The organism is Dermacoccus sp. 147Ba (assembly GCF_004151355.1).
GTDB classification, from domain to species: domain Bacteria; phylum Actinomycetota; class Actinomycetes; order Actinomycetales; family Dermatophilaceae; genus Dermacoccus; species Dermacoccus abyssi.
Window position 1 is genome coordinate 43274 of the sequence record NZ_SEHL01000004.1, and the last position, 24913, is coordinate 68186.

Here is a 24913-nt window from a genome sequence, read left to right on the forward strand (position 1 = left end):
TCTCATCGCGTCCCAGCGGGCGGCCCATCATCACGATGGCCGCCCGTTTTCGCGTCCCCTCCCCCCGATGACGCATCGAGCGGACGCAGCCGTGCACTGAACCGTGCCCTCGTGCCGCCTCCCGGTTCGGCAGCCCATTCGATCGTTCCGTGCAGGTCCTGGACGAAGGTGCGCACGATCTGAGTACCGAGACCCGACGCTCCCCCGGCCACGCCTTCCCCGGCGACGAGGCCGGACCCGTCGTCCACCACGCTGACCTCGAGGCCGTCGCCGTCACGACGCGCCTCCACCGTCACCCGTCCGCCGCGCTCCGCGAGGCCGTGCTCCACCGCGTTCTGTACGAGCTCGCCGAGCACCATGGCCAACGAGGTAGCGTCCTCGCTCGAGAGCACCCCGAAGGTCCCGACGAGCCGCGCCTCGACGGGAGCGTCCGGCAGCCGTGCCACGTCGACACCGGTCGTGAGTCCTCGCTCGGCCACCTCGTCGAAGTCGACCGCTCCGCCGAATCCCGCGCTCAACGTCTCGTGGACCGCCGCAATGACCGCGACGCGACGGCCGGCATCCGCGAGCGCCCGCTGTGCCTCGATGTCCGGCAGGCGCCGCGCCTGCAGCCGCAGGACGGCCGCCACCGTCTGAAGGTTGTTCTTCACCCGATGGTGAATCTCACGGATCGTCGCGTCCTTCGTGATGAGCTCGCGATCGCGGCGGCGCAGCTCGGTGATGTCGCGCAGCAGCAGCGCCGCCCCGAAACGGCGCCCCTCGGCGATGAGTGGCACGGCGCGCACCATGAGCGCGGCCGACCCCTTGCGGAACTCGGCGTGCCACGGCGCACGACCGGCAAGCACGACGCCGCCCTCCACAGGGGCTTCCGCCGACGTCACGCCTCGCTCCTCGAACGCCGTACCGAGCCGAAGGCCGAGGGCGTTCGTCTCGATGCCGAGGCGCCGCAGCGCCGAGACGGCGTTCGGGCTCGCGTAGGTGATGTGACCGCCCTCGTCGAGCGCGATGACACCGTCACCGACTCGGGGTGCACCGCCACGGCCGCTGGAAGCGCCCCCTCCGTCGGGGAAGGTTCCGTCGGCGACCATCGTCAGCAGCGCGTCCGACAGCCCCAGGTAGCGGCTCTCCAAGCGCCCGCGGCGTCCGACGTTGCCACGGATCATGTGTCGACTGAGGACGGCCACCGTGGTGATCGTCCGTCGCACCGGGATGGTCTCGACCGTGACAGGCTCCCCGTCGTCGTCCTCATCGGCCGCCGTCCGTTGCCCGGAGACAGAACTGCGGGTCAGCCGCGCGGCGAGTTCCTGCGAGGGCGCCACGCCGACGAGGTCCTCGGCGAAGATGCTGACACCGGTCGTGGGCCGAACGTGAGCGGCGGCACGCCACCCCTCGTCCGTGCTGACCCACAACACGAGGTCGGAGAACGACAGATCCGCGAGCAGCTGCCAGTCGCCGACGAGCTGGTGCAGCCACTCGTGGTCGGCCTCGTCACTCCACGAGGCCGACCCGAGAATGTCGGTCGTCGTCACGCTCACGCGGTCGGCTCGGCCTGCCCTGCGTCGCCGGAGGTGCCACGCGTCAGCGTGCGCAGCGTGCGCAGCGCGACCGACATCGGTGCGAGACGCGATTCGGCCCGCTCGACGCCGGCGATCGCCGCACGGCCGCGCTCGACCGCGAGCGCGTGCCGCTCGGCCCAGGCGTTCCAGCGCTCCTCGGTGGACCCGGCCTCCGGCGCCTCGAGCATGACGTCGCGTGTGAGGTCGGTGAGCACCGCGTAGGCGTCGTCACGCACCGCACCGCGGGCCAGTGCGTCCCACCGGTCGTCACGCGGCAGCTCGGCGATGGCGTCGAGCATGCGTCCCAGACCGATCTGCGCCGCACCGTGGAAGTACGTGCTCGCCACGGCTTCGACGTCGGCGTCGATCTCGTGCGCCAGATCCGTGATGTCGAGCAGGACGAACAGATCGAGCAGGGCGGCGGCCCGTCGGGCCAACTGCTCGGGAACGCCCTGTTCCACGAGACCCGCCGCCGTGTCCTCGTACTGCTCCCGGCCCACGCCGATGACGAGCTCCGGAACCTTCGGCGCGAGACGGCTGACGGACGGCTCGTAACGCTCGATGAGCGCCGACACCGACGTGTGCTCCACCTCGTGATGGACGAACCAGCGGGTGGCTCGGTCGAGCAGACGACGCAGACGCAGAAGCAGAGAGGACTGGACGTCGGTGCTCACAACGTTGTCGAGTGCCTCGACCTCGTCGATGAAGCTCTGCGCGTCGAAGACCTCACGGGCCACGACGAACGCCTTCACGATCTCCTCCGGGCGGGCCCCCGTCTCCTCGCTCGCGCGGTGGACGAACGTGATGCCGCCGCGGTTGACGAGGCCGTTGACGACCGAGTTCGTGATGATCTCGCGACGCAGTGCGTGCGCCTCGATCGCCTCGGGGTACCTGGTGCGCAAAGCGTCCGGGAAGTAGGCGGCCAGTTCACGGACGAACCACTCGTCGTCGACGACGTCGCTCGCGAGGACCTGATCCTTCAGGCGCAGCTTCGCGTAGGCGAGCAGCACGCTGAACTCCGGCGAGGTCAGGCCCTCACCGGCCTCGATCCGCTCGTCGATCTCGACGTCGTTCGGCAGGAACTCGAGCTCGCGGTCGAGGAAGCCGTCCGCTTCGAGGGCGTCGATGAGACGACGGTGCACGTGCAGCATCGCCGGCGCCTGGACGCGCGCATTGCCGAGCAGCGTGTTCTGGTCGGTGTTGTGACGCAGCACCTTGTGGGCAACCTCGTCGGTCATCGACGCGAGAAGCTCGTTGCGTTCGTCCATCGTCAGCCCGCCGTCGCGTACGACATCGGCGAGGAGGATCTTGATGTTGACCTCGTGGTCGCTCGAGTCGACGCCCGCCGAGTTGTCGATGGCGTCGGTGTTGACACTGACGCCGTTCTGCGCTGCCTCGATACGCCCCAGCTGGCTGACGCCGAGGTTGCCGCCCTCACCGATGACGCGGACGCGCAGGTCACGCCCGTCGACACGGATGGCGTCGTTGGCGCGGTCGCCGATCTGCTCGCTGGTCTCGCTCGAAGCCTTGATGTACGTGCCGATGCCACCGTTCCAGAAGAGGTCGGCCGGAGCGAGCAGCACGGCGTGCATGAGCTCGTTCGGCGTCATCGTCTCCACGTCGCCCTCGATACCCAGGGCCTCGCGGATCTGCGGGGTGAGGCGCACCTGCTTGGCCGAGCGCGAGAACACTCCGCCGCCCTCGGAGATGAGGTTACGTGAGTAGTCCGACCAGGACGAACGCGGCAGCTCGAACAGGCGCTTGCGCTCCGCGTAGGAGGTGGCCGCGTCCGGGTTCGGGTCGATGAAGATGTCGCGGTGGTCGAACGCCGCGACGAGGCGGATGTGCTCCGACAGGAGCATTCCGTTGCCGAACACGTCGCCGCTCATGTCGCCGACGCCGACCACCGTGAAGTCCTCGCTCTGGGTGTCGTGCCCGAGCTCGCGGAAGTGACGCTTGACCGACTCCCACGCACCGCGGGCGGTGATGCCCATGGCCTTGTGGTCGTACCCGTTCGAGCCTCCGGACGCGAACGCGTCGTCCAGCCAGAAGCCTGCGCGACGAGCCACGGCGTTGGCCTTGTCGGAGAAGGCCGCGGTGCCCTTGTCGGCCGCGACGACGAGGTAGGGGTCGTCGCTGTCGTAACGCACCACGTCCTTCGGGGGGATGACCTCGTCACCGTCACGGTTGTCGGTGACCGACAGCATGCCGCTGATGAAGGCCTCGTACGCCTCGACGCCCGCGGCGAGCCACGCTTCGCGGTCGCTCGGGTCCGGGAGCTGCTTCGCGACGAAACCGCCCTTCGATCCGGTCGGCACGATGACGGCGTTCTTGACCATCTGCGCCTTGACGAGGCCGAGCACCTCGGTGCGGAAGTCCTCGAACCGGTCGCTCCACCGCAGGCCGCCGCGCGCCACCTGACCGAAGCGCAGGTGGACACCCTCGACCTTCGGGCCGTAGACCCACAGTTCGAACATCGGAACCGGTGCGGGGATGCCGGGCACGTCGGCGCACCGGATCTTGAAGACGAGTTCGGCGACCTCGCCGGAAAGGACCCGCGGGGTGTACGCGTTGGTGCGCACGATCGCCATGATGACACCCTCGAGAGTGCGCAGGATGCGGTCCTGGTCGAGACTCGCCACGTCGGCCAGTCCGTCGGAGAAGCGCTGACGCACCGCCTTCGTCTGGGCCTCACGCTCGGCGTCGTCGAGGGTCGGGTCGAAGCGCGCCTCGAACAGACGCACGAGCAGCGACGTGAGGTCGGTGTTGGCCAGCAGCGCCGCGACGACGTACTCGTAGCTCAACGAGAAGCCGATCTGGCGCATGTAGCGAGCGAGGGCCCGCAGGTGACTGATCTGGCGCCACGTGAGCCCGGCAGCGAGAACGAGCTGGTTGAGGGCGTCGTTCTCGGCCTGCCCACGCCACGCCGCGAGAACGGTGTCCTGCACGTTCGTGCGGCGGCGCGAACTCTCCTGCGGGGTGTTGCCCCACATGGCCGTGCGGTCCGCGATCAGACCGAAGTCGTACACGTACGAGGTGCGACCGTCCGAGCGTCGAACCGTGTATGGGCGCTCGTCGGAAACCTGCACGCCGAGGTGGGTGAAGATCGGGAAGACCTCGGTCAGCATGAGGGGTTCGTTGCGGAAGATCTTGAGCCGACGTTCGCGGGTGTCGAGGTTCTTGGTGCCGTAGAGCGTGAGCGCGGAGTCGTCGTCACCCAGCCTCTCCAGGCGTTGCATGTCCGCCACCGCCTGGCGTGGCGAGAACGCCTCGGAGTAGGCCGTCGAGAAGCCCGTGCCGTACTGCGTGACGAGAGCGCGGGCCGTCGAACCGTCGAGCTCACCCTCCGTCTGCGCGGCATGCGTGACACGCTCGGTCCACGTCCTGGTCGTCTCCAGGACGTGAGCGCGAATCTGCTCGGGCGTGACGTCGGGAATGGCGGCGCCGCGCGGCATGCGAACCGTGTAGAAGATACGGGCGAGCGCCTCGGAGCTCACCCGAGCCGTGTAGTCGACGTTCTGCGCGCCGTAGGTTTCGCGAAGGAACTCGGCAATGGCTTCGCGCACCCGGGTGTTGTACCGGTCACGCGGCAGGTACACCATGACGGCGACGAAGCGCCCGTAGTCGTCATTGCGTGTGAAGACGCCGACGTGGCGGCGCTCCTGGAGGCGCACGACCTCGGTGGCGATGTCGTAGAGGCGCGCGGACGACGTCTGGAACAGTTCGTCGCGCGGGTAGTTCTCGAGGACGTTGAGCAAGTCACGTCCGGAGTGGGAGTCGGGCGAGTGCCCGGCTCGACGCACGACCTTCGCAACCCGCTCGGCAACGACCGGAACGGTCGACGTCGGTGCCGCGTAGGTGCGGGCCGTGTGCAGACCGAGGAAGCGGCGTTCCCCGGTGACGTTGCCTTCCGCGTCGAAGGTCTTCACGCCGACGTAATCGAGGTAGGCATCACGGTGAACACGTGAGCGCGAGTTGGCCTTGGTCAGCATGAGCAGCTGCGGGGAGCGTGCCATGGCGCGGCTCTCCGGCGTCATGCGCTCGAACCCGGTGGCCGAACCCGATGCGCTGCGCAGGATGCCGAGGGCGGTGCCCTCCACGGGCCGCAGGACGTCCTCCTCGTCCATGGTGGCCAACTCGTACTCCCGGTAGCCGAGGAAGGTGAAGTTGTCGTCGGCCAGCCAGTGCAGGAAGCGGCGCACGTCAGCCGTGGCGAACTCGGGAACACTCACGGGCGGGTCGTTCTCGAGGTCATCGGCCGTCTGGAGGGCCATGTCACGCATGCTCTGCCAGTCCTCGGAAGCCAGGCGCACGTCGCGAAGGACCTTGTGCACGGTCTCCACCATGTCTTGGCTGCCGTCGAACTCGCCCGCCGGCGAGAGGTGGAGATAGACCCACGACTCCGCGACCTCGTGCGCGCCCGCGGGAAGTTCCTCGCTGTGACCGGGCAGACGGACCGCACCCTGACGCTTGCGATTTCGCGTTGCCGTGATGAGGCGACCAGCATCGTCACGCACGGCACGCATCTGCGGGTGGACGAGATCCCCGATGCCCGCACCTCGAGCCGTGAACGCTGCCACGAGTGAGTCCACGACGAAAGCGGTGTCGTCCGTGACAACGCGAACCACGACACCCGAGGTCAGGCTGGAGACACCCGCGTGCTCCACCGCGTCCGCGACGAGCGAGCGCGGCAGTTCCTCCTCGACGACGACGACCGGCTCCCCCTGGCGTCGCTCGGCCGCGGCCCTCCACTGCCCTCGCACGATCCACGCGAGGTGATCGAGGGATTTGCCCTCCAGCTCCGCGGCCGGAATGTCGCCCAACACCCCCTGAGCGACTTCGAGCGTGACACCGACACGTTCGGCGACTTCGGACAGGACGGGCGTGGAAGCCTCGACAGACATGACCTCTCCTGGCAGGACGAAGAAGCGGCACGACGCTGTGCCACCTAGGCGACTCTAACGCGCGCGGACACCCGAGTCCGAGTCGAGGGCGAGCGGTGTTGCCGGGCCCTCGTCCCACCGGGGTTATCCCCAGGCACGGAGGGTGCGCCGACGCCGAGATTCGCCCTGCTCATACGCTGGGGGTATGCCTGCTGCCAGCCTCGCGAGTCGTGACGTCGCCACCCACCTGACGCGTTGTGCGCTGCGCCTGCTCGACATCCCGTTCGACCCTGCGACGGCACTGAACGGTGAGGCGTTCGACCGCGTCGTCGAGTCCCTGAGCGAACAACTGAGTGACGCCGCGGGCGCCGAACTCGCCGGGCAGCCCGCACCGTCGTTCACCGCTCCTCGCACGGGGCCTTTCCCGCCCCTCGTGACGCGACGGGCCCAAGCCGGGCTGAGGCGTCAGATCGAATCCGGCCGCCTGCCGGGGAACGCGGTTTCGGTGCGTCGGGCCGGTGAAGCGATCGACGACATCCATGACGAACTGCGGGCTCTGCTCATCGGTGAAACCGGGCCCCAACATTGCGGCGCGCTCGTCACGTCGGTGGCCGACGCCCTCGACCGTCTCAGCCGCGTTCTCGCCGCGTACCGTCACGGTTACCTTCGTCTCAGCCCGCTCGTGGCCGGCCAGGAGGGGTCGTTCGACGCCCTGGGCGACTCGGCAACACGTCTCGAGCGCTTCCTCACCCGATGTCTCGACCGTGTCGGTGACGACCGGATGCTGCGTTGACCCGACCACGAGGGTGGGCGCGTCGCCCCGAGCGGTCAGCTGCTCAGGAGTGCACGCACGCTGTCACGCTCCCCTGCGTCGTACCAGCTCAGTTCGAGCTCGGCGTCCTCCTGCACGCGCTCGCCCGGGTCCGCGACGAGGAAGCACGCGACATCCCGCAGACCGACGTCGCCCAGGAGCGAGATCGCACCCACGTGGCCCTCCGCGTCCTCCACGCGCTCGGGCCGCACGTCGAACGCGAGAACCGCCACGGGGTCACTGGTGGCTGCGGCTGCGGCGAGCTGGCAGGCGAGGTGCTCGTGCAGTTCCTCGTCACCGTCCGGTGCGAGTGCTCGCACTCCGGGCGTCACGCTCACGACATGGGTGGCCGGAACCGATCCCTCACGGGACAAGATGTCGAGTGCGTCGGCGTCGACAGGCATGTAGGCACGGATCATGGGCGGGCGCTCCTCGCTGGTTTGCGTACGTGCCACACCCTAGCGAGGGGCCCGCAACCGGCGCAGACCGCGGCGGGTCGCAGGTGGCCCGGCGGTGGCCCCGAGGCTCGCCGCGACCCGTGCAACCGCCGCCACGTACGCGCTGTCAGGTCGTGTGGTCGACAACAGCTTCCCGAGCAGAAGGGCGCTGTCCAATTCGTCACGCGCATCGGGCAGCACCGCCACCGGATCGACGTCGGCGAACCGAGCAAGCGCCTTCGCCACCACCTTCTCGGGTGCGCCGCCTACAGCCTGCTCGCGAGCCTTCGAGATGACGACGCGCGTGGCCGGATGCGAGCTCCCCACCTGTTCCCACTCGACGACGAAACGCTGCAACCCGATCGGGTCGCAGGACGCGAGGGCCAGCAGCACGTCACTGCGCTCCACCGCTTCGATGCCGGCCGCGGCGCGCACCGGAGCCACGGTGTCGTACAGCAGTGACTCGTCGACGCTGAGGTCGCTCGCGATGTCGAGGACGATCCACCGGTACCCCGTGACGGCCTGGTCGAGAACCGCGCCGAGATGAAACCGACTGAGCTCGTGCCAGCGTGACGCGCGGCCGATGCCCGTCAGGACGTCGAAGCCCTCGTCGAGGGTGACCGTGAGCGTACGCAGCTGCGACAGGTTCAGCGTCCCTGCATCCACGAGCCTCGCTGCGGCGAGCAGACCGGGCGCTTCGTCGAGGAGACCGAGGACCGGAGCACAGGCCGGCGCCACGGTGTCCGCGTCGATGAGCAGGGTGGGGCCGTCCTGCGAGAGCGCGTGTGCGAGGTGTGTTGCGCACGTCGTGCGACCGGGAGACCCGGCCGGTCCCCACACGGTCACGACGGTCGCGCGTTGCCCGGCATTGGGCGAGGTCGAGAGGGGTCCGACAGTGGCTCGCTGCGAGAAGGTGGACGGGGTGTCCGCCTCCTCACCCACCTCTTCGGTGTTGACCGAGAGCCCCGCGCCGCCCACCGTCACGGGCGAACGCTCCAGTGACCGGACGAGCTGCTCCAGCTCGCCCGAACCGACCAGATGAACGTGACTCAGAGCCCAGGCCTCACACTGGCGGGCGTCGGTCGGGGACGTGGGAGCGACGACGCCGAGGACGAAGGTTCCGCGCAGTGCGAGTTCGGCGACGATGCTGCCGTTCATTCCCGGGAAATCAGGGCTGATCGCGGCGACGGTGACGCTCCCGGCCTCAGCCACGGTGAGGAGTTCCTCCACGTCGGCACAACGACGCACCAGTTCCGCGTCCTCGACATCCTCGAGTTCAGCGGCGAACCGCGCTTCGAGCCGGGCGGAGATGGCTGTGGCGACGCTCGTCATGAGCGTCGACTCCCGGCCAGAGGCACGAGGGTGATCCGCGAGCCCGAGTTCACCGCGTCGATGATCTCGGCGAGCGATGCTCGCGGCACGACGAGCTCGACAGGCTGACCGTCGGCAACGGCGACCACCCCGCCCGAGCCGGAGCCGATGCGCGAGACGAGAGCTCGGTCGATGACCTGTCTCGGCCGTTCGAAGCTGTTCGATGTCGTCTCGCTCGACTTGTCGGCAACCCAGACCTCGACGTCCGTGCCCGCGCGCACGACGTCGGCCTGCCCGCGGTCCAACGTCACGGAGACGGCGCGCACGTCGACGCTGCTCGCGTCGGCCACCGCCGATCGCGGAACGAGCTCGCCCCGCGCGACGGGCCTCTGAACGACGCCCGAGGGCGCCGGGCCGCTGAGGTACACCGACTGGACCTCGTCGAGACGCACGGCAGTGCGCACGACATCGCTCGCCTGAAGGCGCTGCCCCGGCACGAGATTGGTACGCGCCGTCCAGACCTGGACCGAGTCGTCGAGCCCGGAGATGACACGGAGGGTGCCGATGACACCGACAGCGAGCAGGAGGATCCCGACGATCCAGCGAGCGTCCTGGATGCTCGCAGGAACGAACCGCGCACCGGATCCGCCGGCCCGTCGTGACGAATCGTTGCTCGTGCCCGACGCGTCCTCACCGTTCGAACCACGCGCCGTCGTTCTCACGACCTTCTTGCCCCACGGTGTCTGCACCGTCGCTCTCCCTTCACCGGTTGTCCACAGCCACTGACATCGTCAGCGATGAGGGTCTCGGCGCAGGCCTAGAATGATGGTCAGATTTTGGTAAGAATTCCGCAGGCTCGACTCCGAGGAGGCCCCGTGGCTCAGCGCTTCGTTCAGATCGCCGATGTCGCCGAGACGCTCAACGTCTCGGCCCGCCAGGTGTACGGCCTCGTGAAGTCCGGCGAGCTGCCCGCCATCAAGATCAACAACCAATGGCGCGTCGAAGCCGACGAGGTCGAGCGCTACATCGAGCGGCAGTACGAGGCAACACGCAACGCGGTGGCCTCGGGCCACATCGACGACCTGTGACGCTCGTTCAGCGGTAGTCCTCGCCCCGACGGGCTCCCACCTCGATGCACGCCACAGCCTGTGTCGTCAGGACGACCGGTGTTCCTGCGGAGCGTCTCACCACGGCGTGATCGACGCCGACCGCATCGACGAGACCTGTGAACTCGTTGCCACTCGTCGTCCGCCACACGACGGTGACTCGTGAGCGGGCGAGCGCCCGGAGCAGCGAGCCCCAGGTTCGTCCCACACTCGGCGCATCGTCCTTGTGGTGCGAGGCACGCAGACCGGTAGCGCTCTCGAGCGCGGCGGTGGCCACCACGACGGAGCCCGGGCGCGCGAGGTCGTCGACTCCGAGCACCACGTCCTTCCTGGTACTGCGATCCAGCGCGATCCACCCCCTGGCCACCTCGACGAGTCGCCCCCGCACCGGATGCGCCGCAGCAACGACCTCGACGTCGGAACCGAGCGAGCCGCGCAGCCGGTCCTCCAGTGTGACGGCGGCCCGTTCGGCGCGGACGCCCTCAGCGATCTCGACACGTCTCTGGGCTGCGCGTCGGGCAGCCTCCGCTGCCTCGAGATCGGCGAGCAACCTGTCCATGCGCATGGCTGAACGCTAGCCCGGACTCGCGGGCGAGCGGGGATTCTCCGGTGCCGCATCGAGGGCTGACCGCGCACATCGCTCAGGCATCGCTAAACATTGCTCGTCATTAATCGACATCATTTGTCACTGTTCGCCATAGAGTGACCTTCATCAGCAGCGAAGAAGATCGGTCGGAACACCTCGAACGACTCCGGCGCGATTCACGAGAGAGGCGACATGATGACCACTCACACCACTGCCGGCGAGCGACGGCTCGCGGCGACGTTCGCATGCGGCGCCTCCGCAGTGTGCTTCGGCGGCGCCGTGTGGGCGGCCGTACACCTGCTCGGAACTCGGGCACAACAGACGACGGACGAGGCCGTGGCTTCGGTGTTCGTCGCGCTGGCCGGCGCCTGTCTCGTCCGACTGGCCTGGGTGTGTGGCGCAGCCGCCCTGGACATCCTCGCGACTCCGGGTTCACGCCCCGAACCGGGTGCACACGGCTCGACGGAGCGAGCTCACCGCAACCCGGCGAGGGCACGAGCCGCTTCGCTCTTCCTCGCCCTGGCTGCATTCGTCGGGTCCGGTGCAGCGGCGGCGAGCGCCACACCCGTCGCGGGCGTCTCGGTCACAGCGACGACGCAGGCTCCCTCCCCCGACTTCGCGCCACAGGTGCCCGACGGGTCGCCCTCGACCACACCTGACTTTGCGATACCACCCACGTCGGATTCCCACACGGTGCCGCAGGAGTGTCGGTCTGCGCACGAGCCTGGCTGGGTGCCCTCGTCACGAGCCGTGGACGGTCACAGCTGTCGCCTCGTCGTACCTTCAGGACGCGCCGCCGAGACCGGTACGCACGTGGTCCTTCGAGGACAGAACCTGTGGTCCATCGCGGCGGCGCACCTCCCGGAAGGAGCCCCGGCTGAACTCGTGGCCGACGCCGTGGGCACCTGGATCCAGGCCAATCCGGACCTCCGGGCGAACCCGGACGTCATCCAGGTCGGCGACGTGCTTCGCGTGCCCGGCGCGACCGTGGGAGCGCTCCGATGACCACCACGTTGCAACGGGTCGGCGAGCGACGTCCCAACCAGATGCCACCGGTGCTCAGCTCTGAGGAGGTGAGCGCAGTGCTGCGCGGTGAACTCGCCGCACCCACAGCCGGCGAGCTCCGGGCACGCCTGGCCACGGACTACGCGCGACGTTGCGGCGTGGACGAGGACGTCGACCCCATGTTCGGACCACAGCACACGCCGTCGGCCGCGCTCCCCGATGCACGCGTGTGGGTCCAACGATTCGCCCTGGCACTCGTCGAATGCCTCGACGGACGAAGGCCGCCCACGCAACTGTCGCGGCACGTCGACGCCGACGTGCTCGGCCGTCTGACGCGCCGCTACCGCACCGCCGTACGGCGCGGCCCGCGTGCCGGCCTGACGCGGGTGCGCCGAGTACGGGTCTGCGAACCGTGCGACGGGGTGGCCGAGGCAGCGGTCGTCGCACGCATCGGCGGTCGTCCGACGCCCATCGCTCTACGCCTCAACGGCACCGACGGCCGATGGGTCGTCACGGTGCTCGAAATGCTCTGAGGTGGCCGCGATCGCGATCAGCGCTTGCGCTTCTTCGAGCCCTTGGTGTTCTTGCCGCCCTTGGAGCCCTTCTGCTTACGGGAGCGATCGGCGGCGCGACGCTGCTCACGCGACTTCTCCTCGTCCTCGTCCATGACGTGGCCGTCGGCCGCAACGCGGTGCTCCTCGGCGAGCCCCTCCTCGTTCGGGGCGGTGAAGTGCATCACCTGCTGCTTCGGCGCCGGCGTGGAAGCCTCGATCTCGTCGGGATCCACCTGCACGTTGAAGAACAGCTGAACCGACTCCTCCTTGACCGCCTCGGTCATGGCGTCGAACATCTGGTAGCCCTCACGCTGGTACTCGACGAGAGGGTCGCGCTGCGCCATCTGACGCAGGTGGATACCTTCCTTGAGGTAGTCCATCTCGTAGAGGTGCTCACGCCACTGTCGGTCGAGAACCGTGAGGACGACGCGACGTTCCACCTCACGCGCCACCGTCGTGCCGAGGTAGGCGGTGCGGTCGTCGAAGGCGTGCTGGGCGTCGGAGCGAAGTTCCTCACCGAGGATCTCCGGGGTGATACCCGCGCGCCCACCGAACTCCGACTCGAGCTCGTCGAGGGAGATCGAGACCGGGTACAACTCCTGGAGCGCTCCCCAGAGCTTCTCGAGATCCCAGTCCTCGGAGAAACCGGAGGCCGTGGCGACGTCGATGTAGGCGTCGATCGTGTCGTTGATGAAGTGACGCATCTGGCCTTCGATGTCGCCCTCGACGACGCGCTTGCGCTCGGCATAGATCGTCTCGCGCTGGCGGTTGAGGACGTCGTCGTACTTGAGAACGTTCTTGCGGATCTCGAAGTTCTGGCTCTCGACCTGGCCCTGAGCGGACTGGATCGAACGCGAGACGATCTTGTTCTCGATCGGCTGGTCGTCGTCCATGCCCGACGTCGACATGAAGCGGTCGACGAGGCCGGCGTTGAACAGACGCATGAGGTCGTCCTGCAACGACAGGTAGAAGCGCGACTCCCCCGGGTCACCCTGACGACCGGATCGTCCCCGCAGCTGGTTGTCGATACGTCGCGATTCGTGACGCTCGGTGCCCAGCACGTAGAGGCCGCCGAGTTCCGTCACGGCGTCGTGCTCGGCCTTGACGGCCTTCTCGGCCTTCTCAAGTGCCTCGTCCCAGCTCGCCTCGTATTCCTCCGGAGTCTCCTCCGGGTCGAGTCCGCGCTGCTTGAGCGCCGCCACGGCCATGAACTCGGGGTTACCACCGAGCATGATGTCGGTGCCTCGACCGGCCATGTTCGTGGCGACGGTGACGCCGCCCTTGCGGCCCGCCTGCGCGACGATGGCGGCCTCACGCTCGTGGTGCTTGGCGTTGAGAACCTCGTGCGCCACGCCCTTGCGACGCAGGAGCTCCGACAGCTTCTCGGACTTCTCGACGCTCGTCGTACCGACGAGAACGGGCTGGCCCTTGCGGTGACGCTCGCTGATGTCGTCGACGACGGCGCGGAACTTCGCGTCCTCGGTGCGGTAGATGCGGTCGGCCTGGTCGACACGCTGGGGCGGGTTGTTCGTCGGGATCGTGATGACGCCCAACTTGTAGATCTGGTACAGCTCCGCGGCCTCGGTCTGCGCTGTACCCGTCATGCCCGAGAGCTTGTCGTACATGCGGAAGTAGTTCTGCAGGGTCACCGTCGCGAGAGTCTGGTTCTCGTTCTGGATCTCCACGCCCTCCTTGGCCTCGATGGCCTGGTGGACGCCCTCGTTGTAGCGACGGCCCGCGAGCATACGCCCGGTGTGCTCGTCGACGATCATGATCTCGCCGTTCATCGCGACGTAGTCCTTGTCGCGCTTGAACAGCTCCTTCGCCTTGATGGCGTTGTTGAGGTAGCCGATGAGCGGCGTGTTCTCCGCCTCGTAGAGGTTCTCGATGCCGAGCAGGTCCTCGACCTTCTCGATGCCGGACTCGAGCAGACCGACCGTCTTCTTCTTCTCGTCGACCTCGTAGTCGCCGGCCTTGACGATCTTGCCTTCCTTCGACTTCTCGGCGCGCGTCAGGTGCTCGACGATGCCGGCGAACTCGACGTACCACTTCGTGGCCGCGTCGGCCGGGCCGGAGATGATGAGCGGCGTGCGAGCCTCGTCGATGAGGATCGAGTCGACCTCGTCGACGATGGCGAAGTTGTGTCCGCGCTGCACGAGCTCCTCGGGCGACCACGCCATGTTGTCACGCAGGTAGTCGAAGCCGAACTCGTTGTTCGTGCCGTAGGTGATGTCCTTGGCGTACTGCTCGCGTCGCTGTGCCGGCGTCATCGAGGAAAGGATGCAGCCGGTCTCGAGGCCGAGGGCGCGGTGCACGCGGCCCATGAGCTCCGACTGGTACTCGGCGAGGTAGTCGTTGACCGTGACGACGTGGACGCCCTTGCCCTCGAGCGCGTTGAGGTAGCTCGGCAGCGTCGCGACGAGGGTCTTGCCCTCACCGGTGCGCATCTCGGCCACGTTGCCCATGTGGAGGGCTGCGCCACCCATGAGCTGGACGTCGAAGTGACGCTTGCCGATGGTGCGACGGCTCGCCTCACGGACGGCTGCGAAGGCCTCCGGCATGATGTCGTCGAGCGTGGCACCGTCCTTGAGACGGGCGCGGAAGCGGTCGGTCTCTTCGCGCAGTTCGGCGTCGGTGAGCTTCTCGAAGTCCTCCTCGACGACGTTCACCTGAGCGGCGATCGCTTCGAGCTTCTTCAGCGTTCGGCCTTCGCCGGCACGCAGAACACGTTCGACAACCTTGGGCACTCGACAACTCCGTAGATCGATGGTCGGTGAGGGCAGCGGCCCGCGGCCTCACACTGACGTAGTACGCCCGAGACGGACGCACAGTTCCCTAAGCCTAGTCGCTCGGGCGGCGCCCCTCGCGCCCCTCCCGCGGCGAGGCGTCCGACAACGCCTCGCGGGTCAGGTCGACCGCTTCCCGACGCGTCGTGACGTCGAGTTTGCGGTAGATGCGCGCGAGGTGATTGCGCACGGTGTGCTCCGAGATGAACAGGCGCGCCGCGATGGCGCGGTTGGCCTGTCCACCGGCGAGCAGGCGGAGGACTTCGACTTCACGCGCGGTCAGGACGTCGAGCACGCTGTCCGGCCGCAGAGCCCGTCGCGCCAGACGCAGCAACGACTGGGTGAGGTCAGGGTGGGCATAACTGCCCGCGACCGCGAGCGCCCCGGCGGCCTCGGTCAGTTCGTCGTGCGAGGGCACGTAGGGGAAGAAGGCTGCAACACCGGCGCCGACCAGTCGTTCCAGGACTGCTTCGTCGGCCGGATCGACGACCGCCGCGACGTCCTCCGTACGGGCGAGTGCGACAAGGCGTCGAAGGGAAGCGATGGACGAGGGCTCGTGCACCGCGATCTGCCGGTCTTCGACCACGATGGTCGCGACGACATCACCTGACATGCGCTCCATTGTCACCGATCCTCACGGGAGCGACCCTGGGGGCGAACGGCCGCGGGACCGCCCGCACGGTGTGCGAACGGCCCCGCGGTCGAGTCCGCCGGTCTCAGGCGGTGGCCTCGTCGTCGTGCGCGACCTCCTCGGTCACGTCGAGGTGGATGACGCCGTAGGACCAACCGCGACGGCGGTAGACGAGGCTGGGACGCCCCGTCTCCTTGTCCTGGTAGAGGTAGAAGTCGTGGCCGACGAGTTCCATTTCGCGCAGAGCTTCGTCGACGTTCATGGGCGCACTCTGGTGAACCTTCTCACGCAGCTGGACCGGGCAGTCCGGGTCCTGTCCGAGCGCAGCGGGTGCTTCGTCCGCGTTGTCGCTGAGGTCGGGCATGACCTCGAGCAGCCCGAGGTCGGCCGTTGCCTCAGCGACGGAGGTGGGGCGCGCGTGGCCGCGGTGCACACGCCTGCGGTCGTGCTGGCGACGCAGACGCTCACCCAGCTTGGCCATGACGAGATCGAGTGCCGCGTACTCCTCGTCGGCCGCTGCCTCAGCTCGGATGACCGAGCGCTTGGCGCGGCAGGTCACCTCGATGCGGTACGCCTCTTTCGCACGTCGCGGGTTCGGTTCGTGCGTGACGACGACGTCACAGCGCACGACGCGCGGGTCGAGCTGCGGAACCTTTGCCAGCTTTTCCTCCGCGTGGCGGTGGAAGCGGGCGGGAACCTCGACGTGGCGACCGGTAACGGTGATCTCCATGGGAATGACCTCCTCAGGCCAAGAACTGATGCTGCGTGAGTCGGCGGGGCCGGGCACATTCACGGCGCCGCCCAGGGAACTGAGTGCATCACCTCCTGCCAGGAGTGGATCGTGACTCCACGCTAGACCTGTGAGGGGGCCCACACCAGGGTTTCGTGACGATCCGATGAACAGCGCGTGACGTGCCCAGGACCACGGACGTCTCAGGCGTCGCCCCGGGCACCCGCGTCGGGCGTCGCGGCGACCGCCGCGAGAAGGACAGGGTCGTACCCACCGCGGACGAGGACATCGTGAGCCGAGGCCAGAGTGGCGCCGCTGGTGACGACGTCATCGACGAGGACGACGCCGCACTCCTCCGGCGCATGGGCCTCGCGGGCGCCGGCCAAAGCGAAGGCTCCGGCGACGTTGGCGCTGCGCTGGGCTCGGGTGAGGTGGGACTGGTCGACCGTGCGTCGCGAGGCGCGCAGCAGAGAAGCTTCGACGAGCGTCCGCTGCTCGGCACCTGCTCGATCGCTGTGCAGCGATGCACGCACCACCTCCCCGAGAGGGAAGCGGCCGCGTACGCGCGTCGCGGCGGGCGACGACGGGACGGGGGTGAGCAACCACCTCCTCGGGATCGGCCGCTCACCGTCGATGTACTCCGCGAGTGCCGCCGCGACAGCGGCGCGCAGCAGGACGCCGAGAACGGGCGCGAGGTCACTGCGGCCCTCGTCCTTGAACACGGTCACCCCACGACGCACCGCACCTTCGAACGGCGTGGCCGCATGGACGACGAGGTGTGGCGCGAGGCTGGGACGGACTCGCAGGAGTTCGAGCCGCGTTGCCCGAGCGCATGCCTCACACCACGGCGTGGACCAGCGTTCGCACCCGGCGCAGGTGACCGGCCACGCGAGATCGAGCAGCTCCGCGAGCGCTCGACGAAGCGGCGATCGGGAATCGTTGTGCACGAACGGGCTGGGGCGCATGCCTCACGGTCGCGCCTCGAGGACCCCACGCGCAGCCGAGAACAGCGACGGGTTGTGGAAAAGCCGGTCCCACGGCGTGGTGGGACGTATCTCCCGTCACGGGTTGGGGACGATGACGTCCCCACGCGAGAGGAAGCTGCTCCACGACGAGCCCAGCCGTGTGAAAACTGTCTGGTTCGACGTCCGGACGAACAGCCCGTCGGAGCCACGCAGCGTGCTCGCGAGCCCGTCGCCGTGACGCACGACGGCGAGCGGCTCGACGACGTCGTCGATCGTCTGCAGCGCCGGTCGCTTCGTCCCGTCGATCGTGCCGAGGACCGCGAGGCTCGTCGCGTCTGCCCACACGATGCTCGTCGGGTTCTTCACGCCCCGGGCCGCGACGTGGGCCGGACCGAGGCGGACGGGGCGGCCCTTCGCGTCACGTTCCACCGCTGCCAGAACGGCGCGGCGCCCCTTCGGGTCCTTGACGATCATGGCGAGACGTTGGCCCTCGGGGGACATGCTCAGCGACTCAACCTCGCCTTCGCCGAGCCACGGCACCTGCAGCCGCACCGGGGCCGCGCCGGCCTCACTCGCGGACGTGTCGACGGCCCACACCGACGCGTCGCGCACCTTCGAGTCGGACCTTCCCGACTCCGCGTTGGAGAACGCGTGCCCGGCGGTCCACAGCCAGCCGCTGGCATCGAACGCGGGGCGTACCAGATCGGTACCGAGCGAGTCGAGCGTGACGGCGCTGCCGTTGACCCATCGTCTGATCGAGGTGCGGTCCTTCGAGACTGCAGCGATCTGACGTCCTCCTTGGCCCGCTGCCAGGAACGTCCAGTTCGCCTCGACGGCGGGAAGCGACGGTCGCCCGCGCGCCGCTGCTTTCGTCGTGCCCGAGACGGCGTCGTTCGCCGACGCCTGCGTCCAGGCAAGGTAGGTGCCGCTGCGGGAGATGACGGTGTCGACGCCCCCGGTCGGGAGGCGATATCCCACATCCGAGACCTCGTCGACCGTGCTGGGAAGGTTCTCGGCCTCCAAGCGAGTGGCGCCCACCGTGAGGTTCAGCGTGCCCACCTCGGGTGCCTGAAGAAGGGTGGCGGTCATGGCGGCCCACAACGCCGTGCGCTGGGCGTTGTCAGCGCCGCTGGCCTGCTTGGACAGGTCGACCTGGGCGGTGCCCTCGCGAACGGGCACGGCGTCCACGGCGAGACGTGTGCCGTCGGGAGCGCTCTGTTCGACGGCCGGTTCGAGCCATGCGGGCGGCGCGGACAAGGACGCTCGGGCGAGCGCCGTCGCAAGGCCCTGACGTGGCAGGACGCGGGGGTCGGCGATGAGGACCCGTCCGTGGCGGGCCGGATAGTAGACGTTCGCGTTCGTGAAGAGACGGGTGACATCCGAGTCGCTCATCCACACGCCGAGGTTCGGCGGGAGGTCGGTGAGGCGCCATCCTGCGGAGGTCTCGCGGACGGAGAACTCGAGGGTTCGCTCGTACTGATCGGAGCGCTCGAGGTGACCGTCCGGAGAGATCGTCGCGACGACGGGAATCCGCAGCCGAACCTTGCCCGTCTCCGGTCGGGTGGCGACGATGTCGCTCTCTCCACTGAAAACGGTCACGGCGGAACCCGGCTTCCACGCGGTGGAGGCCTCGGCCGTCAGGAAGGTGCGAGCCGCTGCGTGGTTGTCCTGCGACGACATCTGTGCCCGCACGAACCCCGTGGCGATGGAGCGCGGATCGTCGAAGGAGGACGCCGTGAGCGGCTCCACGGCGAGCGGCTCGTCGACGGCTCCGGCGTCGACGGCCTGACCGGCGCGCACCCCCGTCGTCGAGGGCAGGCCGATGCACCCGCTGAGAGTGATGACTGCGGCGAGGGTGAGCGCGGACAGACGCGCTGGACGGCTGAGGCGGCTCATTCGTCACTCCTCGGCCGGGCGACGGCTTCGCCCTCGAGGGTCGGGGGCAACGCGTTCGTGGCCTTCTTGGTGCCGATCGTGCTCGGGTAACCCGAAACGAGGCGCGCACCGCCGTCGGAGGTGCGCATCGTGCCGCTGGCGATCTGCTTGGGCGCGGTGACGCTGGAAGGCTGCAACGGCCCGGGGCTCGAGGCGATGGGGATGCCGGGGTGGCGCGGCAGGGTGAGGCGGAAACAGGAGCCCTCCCCCGGCGCACCCCAGGCTTCGAGGAAACCGTCGTGCAGGCGTGCGTCCTCGAGGGAGATGGAAAGGCCCAGGCCGGTGCCCCCGGTCGTGCGCGCGCGAGCCGGGTCGGCCCGCCAGAATCGGTCGAAGACCTTGTCCGCCTCGCCCTCCTTGAGACCGATGCCGTAGTCGCGGACGCTGACGGAGACCGCCGTCACGTTCGAGCGGACGATGACGACGACCGGCGCGTTCTGCCCGTGCTCGATGGCGTTCGACACGAGATTGCGCAGGATGCGCTCGACACGGCGGCGATCGATGGGCACCTCGACGTCGGTGGGCGCGTCGAGCACCAGTTTGACGCCCAGCTTCTGCGCCAGTTGCTCGTGCATGTCGATGACATCGGCGGCGAGGGCGGTGAACGACACGGGAGTGCGGCTGAGGACGGCGCCACCGGCGTCGAAGCGGCTGATCTCGAGCAGGTCGGCCAGCAGCGCTTCGAACCGGTCCAGTTCCTTCGACAGGAGCTCCGACGAGCGGGCCACGTGCGCGGCGAAGTCACCGCGGGAGTCGTGGATCATGTCGGCGGCCATGCGGATCGTCGTCAGCGGTGTACGCAGTTCGTGCGACACGTCGGAGGTGAAGCGCTGTTGCAGGTGCGACAGGTCTTCGAGCTGGCCGATCTGACGCTGCAGGCTGGAGGCCATGGCGTTGAAGCTCGTCGCGAGACGGGCGATGTCGTCCTCGCCGCGCACGCGCATGCGCTCGTCGAGATTGCCGGCGGCGAGGCGTTCGGAGACGTGGGCCGCAGACCGAACGGGCGTGACGACGAGCCTCGTCGCGAGATAAGCACAGGCACCGATGAGGAGCACGAGGCCCAAGCCGCCGGCGGCGAACGAGTTGCGCACGATGCCGAGCGACTGGGCTTCCTTGTCCATCGGAAAGACGAGGTAGAGGTCGTACGCGCCCGCGTTGGGGATGTTGACGCGGGAGCCGACCATGACTGCGGGCACGTCACCGCCGTCGGCGTGGTGCAGGGTGATGATCTTCGTTTGCTGGTGCGCAGGGTCGCGGGCGAGCGCGCCTCGCACGTCGGCGGGGGGCGTGATCTCGCCGGCACCGGCGGTGCTGACGCGCGGTATACCGGGGCGTGCGTTGTCACCGGCCCGCATGAGGACGACGAGTCGCGAGGTGTCGTCGAGGGGGCTGGAGATGCGTCGCACGGAGTCGCGCGACAGGTTGTACAAGGTGGTGAGGTCGGTCTTGTCCGTGGCGTCGAAGGCGTTCTGGACGTCGGCCGTCTCGCGCAGCGCGACCTGCTGGGCGGAGCTGGTCTTGCTCCGCACGAGACCGTCGGCAATGCCTTGGTACATGAGGGCACCGACGGCGAGCACCACCGTCAGCCCCATGAGCATCGTGAGGCTGATGACGCGGAAGTGCAGCGACCGCCGCCATGTGCGACCGAGGAACGCGGCGAAGCGTCGGGCGCCGGCGACGACGGCGGAGAGCGCGCGTCGGGCGGGTCCGCGGCGCTCAGGACTGCTGGGCGGCACCGGCCTTGTATCCGACTCCGCGGACGGTCAGGACGATCTCGGGGTTCTCGGGGTCCTTCTCGACCTTGGAGCGCAGGCGCTGGACGTGAACGTTGACGAGGCGCGTGTCGGCCGCGTGGCGGTAGCCCCAGACCTGCTCGAGGAGCACCTCGCGGCTGAAGACCTGCCAGGGCTTGCGGGCGAGGGCGAGAAGGAGGTCGAACTCGAGCGGCGTGAGGGAGATGGCTTCGCCGTCGCGGGTGACGGAGTGGGCGGCGAGGTCGATGACGAGGTCACCGATGGTGACGATCTCGGGCTCGTTGTCTCCGCGGCGCAGGCGGGCGCGGACTCGGGCGACGAGTTCGGCGGGCTTGAAGGGCTTGCTGACGTAGTCGTCGGCGCCCGCTTCGAGGCCGCCCACGACGTCGAGTGTGTCGGTACGCGCGGTCAGCATGATGATGGGCACGACGGATTCGGCGCGGATCTTGCGGCAGACCTCGACTCCGTTCATGCCGGGCAGCATGACGTCGAGCAGGACGAGGTCGGGCTTGAAGTCGCGGAAGGACCCGAGCGCTGCGGAGCCGTCGGCGACGTGGGAGACGTCGTAGCCTTCGCCGCGCAGGACGATGCCGAGCATCTCGGCGAGTGCCGGGTCGTCGTCAACAATCAGCACACGGTTGGTCACTGTCTGCCCCTTTCAAGATGCTCGGGCGGTGTGCCCGGGCGTCGCCCGGCTCATTGTCACACACAGGTAACGGTGGGCGGCTGCACGCGAGCCAGGCGCGCCCACCCTCCGGAGTCCAGTGGGGACGCTCGGCCGACCCGGGCCAGTCGGGACACAACGCGTCGAATCGCCAATTCGGCACCCAGGCGCTGTCCCTCAGGACAAAACCAGCCACGACGCCCCAACGGCACCTGGAGCGCCATCCGTCAGGACCGAAGGTGCCATAAGGAACCGTGGGCACCTCGAGACCACGAAAGGTGACAGCCACACGAAAGCCGCCCACCTCGAGAAGTGGACGGCCGCGTGTCGCACCGAGCGGGACGAGTGAGCTTGCGAACTCGTCCCGCCGGAAGACGCGCCATGATGCGTGTCGCACCGAGACAGGCCCGCTAGGGCCTGGCCGGAAGACGCGCCAAACAACACCTGACCCGAAGATCGTGCGGGCGCCGAGCGAGCTTGCTCGCCGGGCGCCCGCACGATCGAAGCGGTCAGTACCTGTAGTGCTCGGGCTTGTACGGGCCGGCGACGTCCACGCCGATGTATTCGGCCTGGTCCTTGCGCAGTTCGGTGAGTTCGACGCCGAGGGCGTCGAGGTGGGCGCGGGCGACCTTTTCGTCGAGGTGCTTGGGGAGCGTCTTGACGAGGGGCTTGCCGTTGGCGCGGTAGGCGTCACCGTTGGTGAACAGTTCGATCTGGGCGATCGTCTGGTTGGCGAACGAGTTGGACATGACGAAGCTCGGGTGGCCGGTGGCGTTGCCGAGGTTCATGAGGCGGCCTTCGGACAGGACGATGATGGAGCGGGCTTCCTCGTCACCGTCGGCGGGGAACGTCCACTCGTGCACCTGGGGCTTGATCTCGACCTTGGCGATGCCGGGGATCTTGGCGAGGCCGGCCATGTCGATCTCGTTGTCGAAGTGGCCGATGTTGGAGACGATCGCCTTGTTCTTCATGCGCGACATGTGGTCGGCGGTGATGATGTCGAAGTTGCCGGTCGTCGTGACGAAGATGTCGCCGTATTCGCAGGCCTTGTCCATGGTGGTGACCTGGAAGCCTTCCATCGCGGCCTGGAGCGCGCAGATGGGGTCGATCTCGGTGACGACGACGCGGGCGCCCTGGCCTGCGAGCGCCGCGGCGACGCCCTTGCCCACGTCTCCGTAGCCGGCGACGACGGCGACCTTGCCGCCGACGAGGACGTCGGTGGCACGGTTGAGGCCGTCGAGCACGGAGTGGCGGGTGCCGTACTTGTTGTCGAACTTGCTCTTCGTCACGGAGTCGTTGACGTTGATGGCCGGGAAGAGCAGTTCGTCGGCGCGCGAGAGTTCGTAGAGGCGGTGGACGCCTGTGGTGGTCTCCTCGGTGACGCCCTGGATCTGCTCACCGATCTTCGTCCACTTCGTGGGGTCTTCGGCGAGGGTCTTGCGCACGAGGGCCTTGAAGACGCTGAACTCCTCGGAGTCGTCCTCGGTGGTGGGCGGCACCTGGCCGGCCTTCTCCCACTCCGTGCCCTTGTGCACGAGCATCGTGGCGTCGCCGCCGTCGTCGAGAATCATGTTCGGGCCCTCGTTGCCGGGCCACGTGAGGATCTCGTTCGTGCAGTCCCAGTACTCCTCGAGCGTCTCGCCCTTCCAGGCGAACACGGGCACACCCTGCGGGTCGTCGACGGTGCCGTTCGGGCCGACGACGACGGCCGCGGCAGCCTCGTCCTGGGTGGAGTAGATGTTGCACGACGCCCAGCGCACCTCGGCGCCGAGGGCGGTGAGGGTTTCGATGAGGACGGCCGTCTGCACCGTCATGTGCAGCGACCCGGCGATCTTCGCACCGGCGAGCGGCTTGCTCTCGCCGTACTCAGCACGCAATGACATGAGACCGGGCATCTCGTGCTCGGCCAGGCGCAGCTGGTGACGGCCGGATTCGGCGAGTGAGATGTCGCGGATCTTGTAGTCGAACGGCATGGTGGTCTGTTTCCTTCGCATTCGGTGACTCGAGATTCCGGCGTGCCCCTCTGGGCTGCTCTCGTGCATGGGTTATCGCCCGCGCCGACTGGCCGTGAGTCTACCGGCCACCTCCGACACGGCCACGTCGAACGGCCGCCGCACGGGACGTGCGACGGCCGTTCGAGAGGTGAGGTGCGGCAGCTCAGTGCGCGGGCGCCTCGCCCTTCGCCTTGGCACGAGCGGCGAGGATCGGCGTCACGATCAGCGCGACGATCGTGCCGACGATGAGCCCGAAGATGCCGCTCGCGACGGTGTTCGTGAGCCATCCGAGCACGCCGCCGAGTGCGCCAGTGGCCTCGTGCACCGCTTCTTCGACGTGATGGACGGCCGAGTACAGCGGGTGGAAGCCGAGTTCGTCGGTGCCGACGAGAAGGATGTGGCCACCGACCCAGAGCATCGCGACGACGCCGACGGTGGACAGGAACGCCATGACCTTGGGCATGAGGTTGACGAGGAAACGGCCGAACTTTTCGCTCTTGCCGCCCTCGATGAGGCTGAGGCCGGCGTCGTCCATCTTCACGATGAGTGCCACGAAGCCGTAGACGAGCACCGTGATGAGGACGGCGACCACGGCCAGAATGATCGCGCGCGAGACGAGCGGCTGATCGGTGACCGACTTCAGGGCGATGACCATGATCTCGCCGGAGAGGATGAAGTCGGTGCGCACGGCACCACTCACGACCTCGTCCTCGTCGATCTTCTCGGTGGCAACGTCCTCGTCCTCGCGCTCCACGGCACTCTCGTGCCCGTGCTCGCGGCGGTGCTTGAGGGCGTGGATGATCTTCTCCGCGCCCTCGAAACACAGGTACGTACCGCCGAGCATGAGCAGGATCGTCACTGCGATCGGGAGGAACTCCGAGAGCACCAGCGCGATCGGGAGGATGAAGAGCAGCTTGTTGCGTAGCGAGCCGATCGCGATGCGCTTGATGATCGGCAGCTCTCGCTCGGCCGCGAGGCCCTGCACATAGCGCGGCGTGACGGCGGTGTCATCGATGACGACGCCCGCTGCCTTGGCACTGGCGCGACCGGCGGCAGCGGCCACGTCGTCGGTGGAGGCCGCCGCGAGGCGGGCGAGCGCTGCGACGTCGTCGAGCAGCGCGAAGAGTCCGCCGGCCATCAGTGACCGCCTCGGGTCTCGACGCGGACCGGGCGAACGTGCTCTCGATTCATGGAGCCAACCTTAG

19 protein-coding genes are annotated in these 24913 nt (G+C 68.4%); 4 read left to right on the plus strand and 15 right to left on the minus strand.

Going from position 1 to position 24913, the window contains the following annotated elements; translation table 11 throughout:
• Positions 1–2: 2 nt before the first annotated feature.
• Positions 3–1529: a sensor histidine kinase gene (locus EVU97_RS06520; protein WP_129664783.1), complete on the minus strand. Its 1527-nt coding sequence runs from the start codon at positions 1527–1529 to the stop codon at positions 3–5.
• A 2-nt stretch (positions 1530–1531) separates the two neighbouring features.
• Positions 1532–6460, minus strand: coding sequence for an NAD-glutamate dehydrogenase (locus tag EVU97_RS06525; RefSeq protein WP_129664469.1), 4929 nt, complete (start codon positions 6458–6460; stop codon positions 1532–1534).
• A gap of 184 nt (positions 6461–6644) precedes the next feature.
• On the opposite strand from EVU97_RS06525, the gene EVU97_RS06530 reads away from it, so the two are divergent.
• On the plus strand, positions 6645–7232 hold the full coding sequence (locus EVU97_RS06530; protein ID WP_129664471.1) for a hypothetical protein: 588 nt from the start codon (positions 6645–6647) through the stop codon (positions 7230–7232).
• Between the two features lie 35 nt (positions 7233–7267).
• On the opposite strand, the gene EVU97_RS06535 is transcribed toward EVU97_RS06530, so the two are convergent.
• From EVU97_RS06535 to EVU97_RS06545, 3 genes are read right to left on the minus strand one after another with little or no spacing between them, the layout of a single operon-like run.
• Positions 7268–7669: a hypothetical protein gene (locus EVU97_RS06535; protein WP_047311916.1), complete on the minus strand. Its 402-nt coding sequence runs from the start codon at positions 7667–7669 to the stop codon at positions 7268–7270.
• A 39-nt stretch (positions 7670–7708) separates the two neighbouring features.
• Positions 7709–9019, minus strand: coding sequence for a hypothetical protein (locus EVU97_RS06540; protein ID WP_129664473.1), 1311 nt, complete (start codon positions 9017–9019; stop codon positions 7709–7711).
• Complete coding sequence (locus tag EVU97_RS06545; RefSeq protein ID WP_129664475.1) at positions 9016–9747, minus strand: hypothetical protein; 732 nt, start codon at positions 9745–9747, stop codon at positions 9016–9018. Before EVU97_RS06545 ends, EVU97_RS06540 begins: the two co-directional genes overlap by 4 nt.
• A gap of 126 nt (positions 9748–9873) precedes the next feature.
• Between EVU97_RS06545 and EVU97_RS06550 the strand changes: the two genes are divergently transcribed.
• Positions 9874–10086: a helix-turn-helix domain-containing protein gene (locus EVU97_RS06550; RefSeq protein WP_047311915.1), complete on the plus strand. Its 213-nt coding sequence runs from the start codon at positions 9874–9876 to the stop codon at positions 10084–10086.
• Positions 10087–10093: 7 nt separating this feature from the next.
• Here the strand turns inward: EVU97_RS06550 and EVU97_RS06555 are convergent, their stop codons facing one another.
• On the minus strand, positions 10094–10669 hold the full coding sequence (locus tag EVU97_RS06555; RefSeq protein WP_052947038.1) for a hypothetical protein: 576 nt from the start codon (positions 10667–10669) through the stop codon (positions 10094–10096).
• Positions 10670–10885: 216 nt separating this feature from the next.
• Between EVU97_RS06555 and EVU97_RS06560 the strand changes: the two genes are divergently transcribed.
• Together EVU97_RS06560 and EVU97_RS06565 are read left to right on the plus strand one after the other, a co-directional pair.
• The gene (locus EVU97_RS06560; RefSeq protein ID WP_129664477.1) at positions 10886–11695 is read left to right on the plus strand and encodes a LysM peptidoglycan-binding domain-containing protein; all 810 of its coding nucleotides are present in this window, start codon (positions 10886–10888) and stop codon (positions 11693–11695) included.
• The gene (locus EVU97_RS06565) at positions 11692–12228 is read left to right on the plus strand and encodes an Rv3235 family protein (RefSeq protein ID WP_129664479.1); all 537 of its coding nucleotides are present in this window, start codon (positions 11692–11694) and stop codon (positions 12226–12228) included. Before EVU97_RS06560 ends, EVU97_RS06565 begins: the two co-directional genes overlap by 4 nt.
• 17 nt (positions 12229–12245) lie before the next feature.
• Here the strand turns inward: EVU97_RS06565 and secA are convergent, their stop codons facing one another.
• The 9 genes from secA to EVU97_RS06610 all read right to left on the minus strand — a co-directional run bounded on the left by secA (position 12246) and on the right by EVU97_RS06610 (position 24846).
• Positions 12246–14996, minus strand: a complete 2751-nt coding sequence (secA, locus tag EVU97_RS06570) for a preprotein translocase subunit SecA (protein ID WP_129664481.1) — start codon at positions 14994–14996, stop codon at positions 12246–12248.
• Positions 14997–15090: 94 nt separating this feature from the next.
• Positions 15091–15657, minus strand: a complete 567-nt coding sequence (locus EVU97_RS06575; protein ID WP_129664483.1) for a response regulator transcription factor — start codon at positions 15655–15657, stop codon at positions 15091–15093.
• A gap of 94 nt (positions 15658–15751) precedes the next feature.
• Complete coding sequence (gene hpf / locus EVU97_RS06580; protein ID WP_129664485.1) at positions 15752–16396, minus strand: ribosome hibernation-promoting factor, HPF/YfiA family; 645 nt, start codon at positions 16394–16396, stop codon at positions 15752–15754.
• Between the two features lie 203 nt (positions 16397–16599).
• Entirely contained in the window at positions 16600–17361 is a 762-nt protein-coding gene (locus tag EVU97_RS06585) for a ComF family protein (RefSeq protein WP_129664487.1), read from the minus strand.
• A gap of 96 nt (positions 17362–17457) precedes the next feature.
• Positions 17458–19257, minus strand: coding sequence for an LpqB family beta-propeller domain-containing protein (locus EVU97_RS06590; RefSeq protein ID WP_129664489.1), 1800 nt, complete (start codon positions 19255–19257; stop codon positions 17458–17460).
• Positions 19254–21032 carry an MtrAB system histidine kinase MtrB gene (gene mtrB / locus EVU97_RS06595; protein WP_047311910.1) on the minus strand — a complete coding sequence of 593 codons (1779 nt, stop codon included), beginning with the start codon at positions 21030–21032 and terminating at the stop codon, positions 19254–19256. Before mtrB ends, EVU97_RS06590 begins: the two co-directional genes overlap by 4 nt.
• Positions 21013–21696, minus strand: a complete 684-nt coding sequence (gene mtrA / locus EVU97_RS06600; protein ID WP_129664491.1) for an MtrAB system response regulator MtrA — start codon at positions 21694–21696, stop codon at positions 21013–21015. Before mtrA ends, mtrB begins: the two co-directional genes overlap by 20 nt.
• A 527-nt stretch (positions 21697–22223) precedes the next feature.
• Positions 22224–23687 carry an adenosylhomocysteinase gene (ahcY, locus tag EVU97_RS06605; RefSeq protein ID WP_129664493.1) on the minus strand — a complete coding sequence of 488 codons (1464 nt, stop codon included), beginning with the start codon at positions 23685–23687 and terminating at the stop codon, positions 22224–22226.
• A 184-nt stretch (positions 23688–23871) separates the two neighbouring features.
• Positions 23872–24846, minus strand: a complete 975-nt coding sequence (locus EVU97_RS06610) for a DUF808 domain-containing protein (protein ID WP_129664495.1) — start codon at positions 24844–24846, stop codon at positions 23872–23874.
• Positions 24847–24913 lie beyond the last annotated feature (67 nt).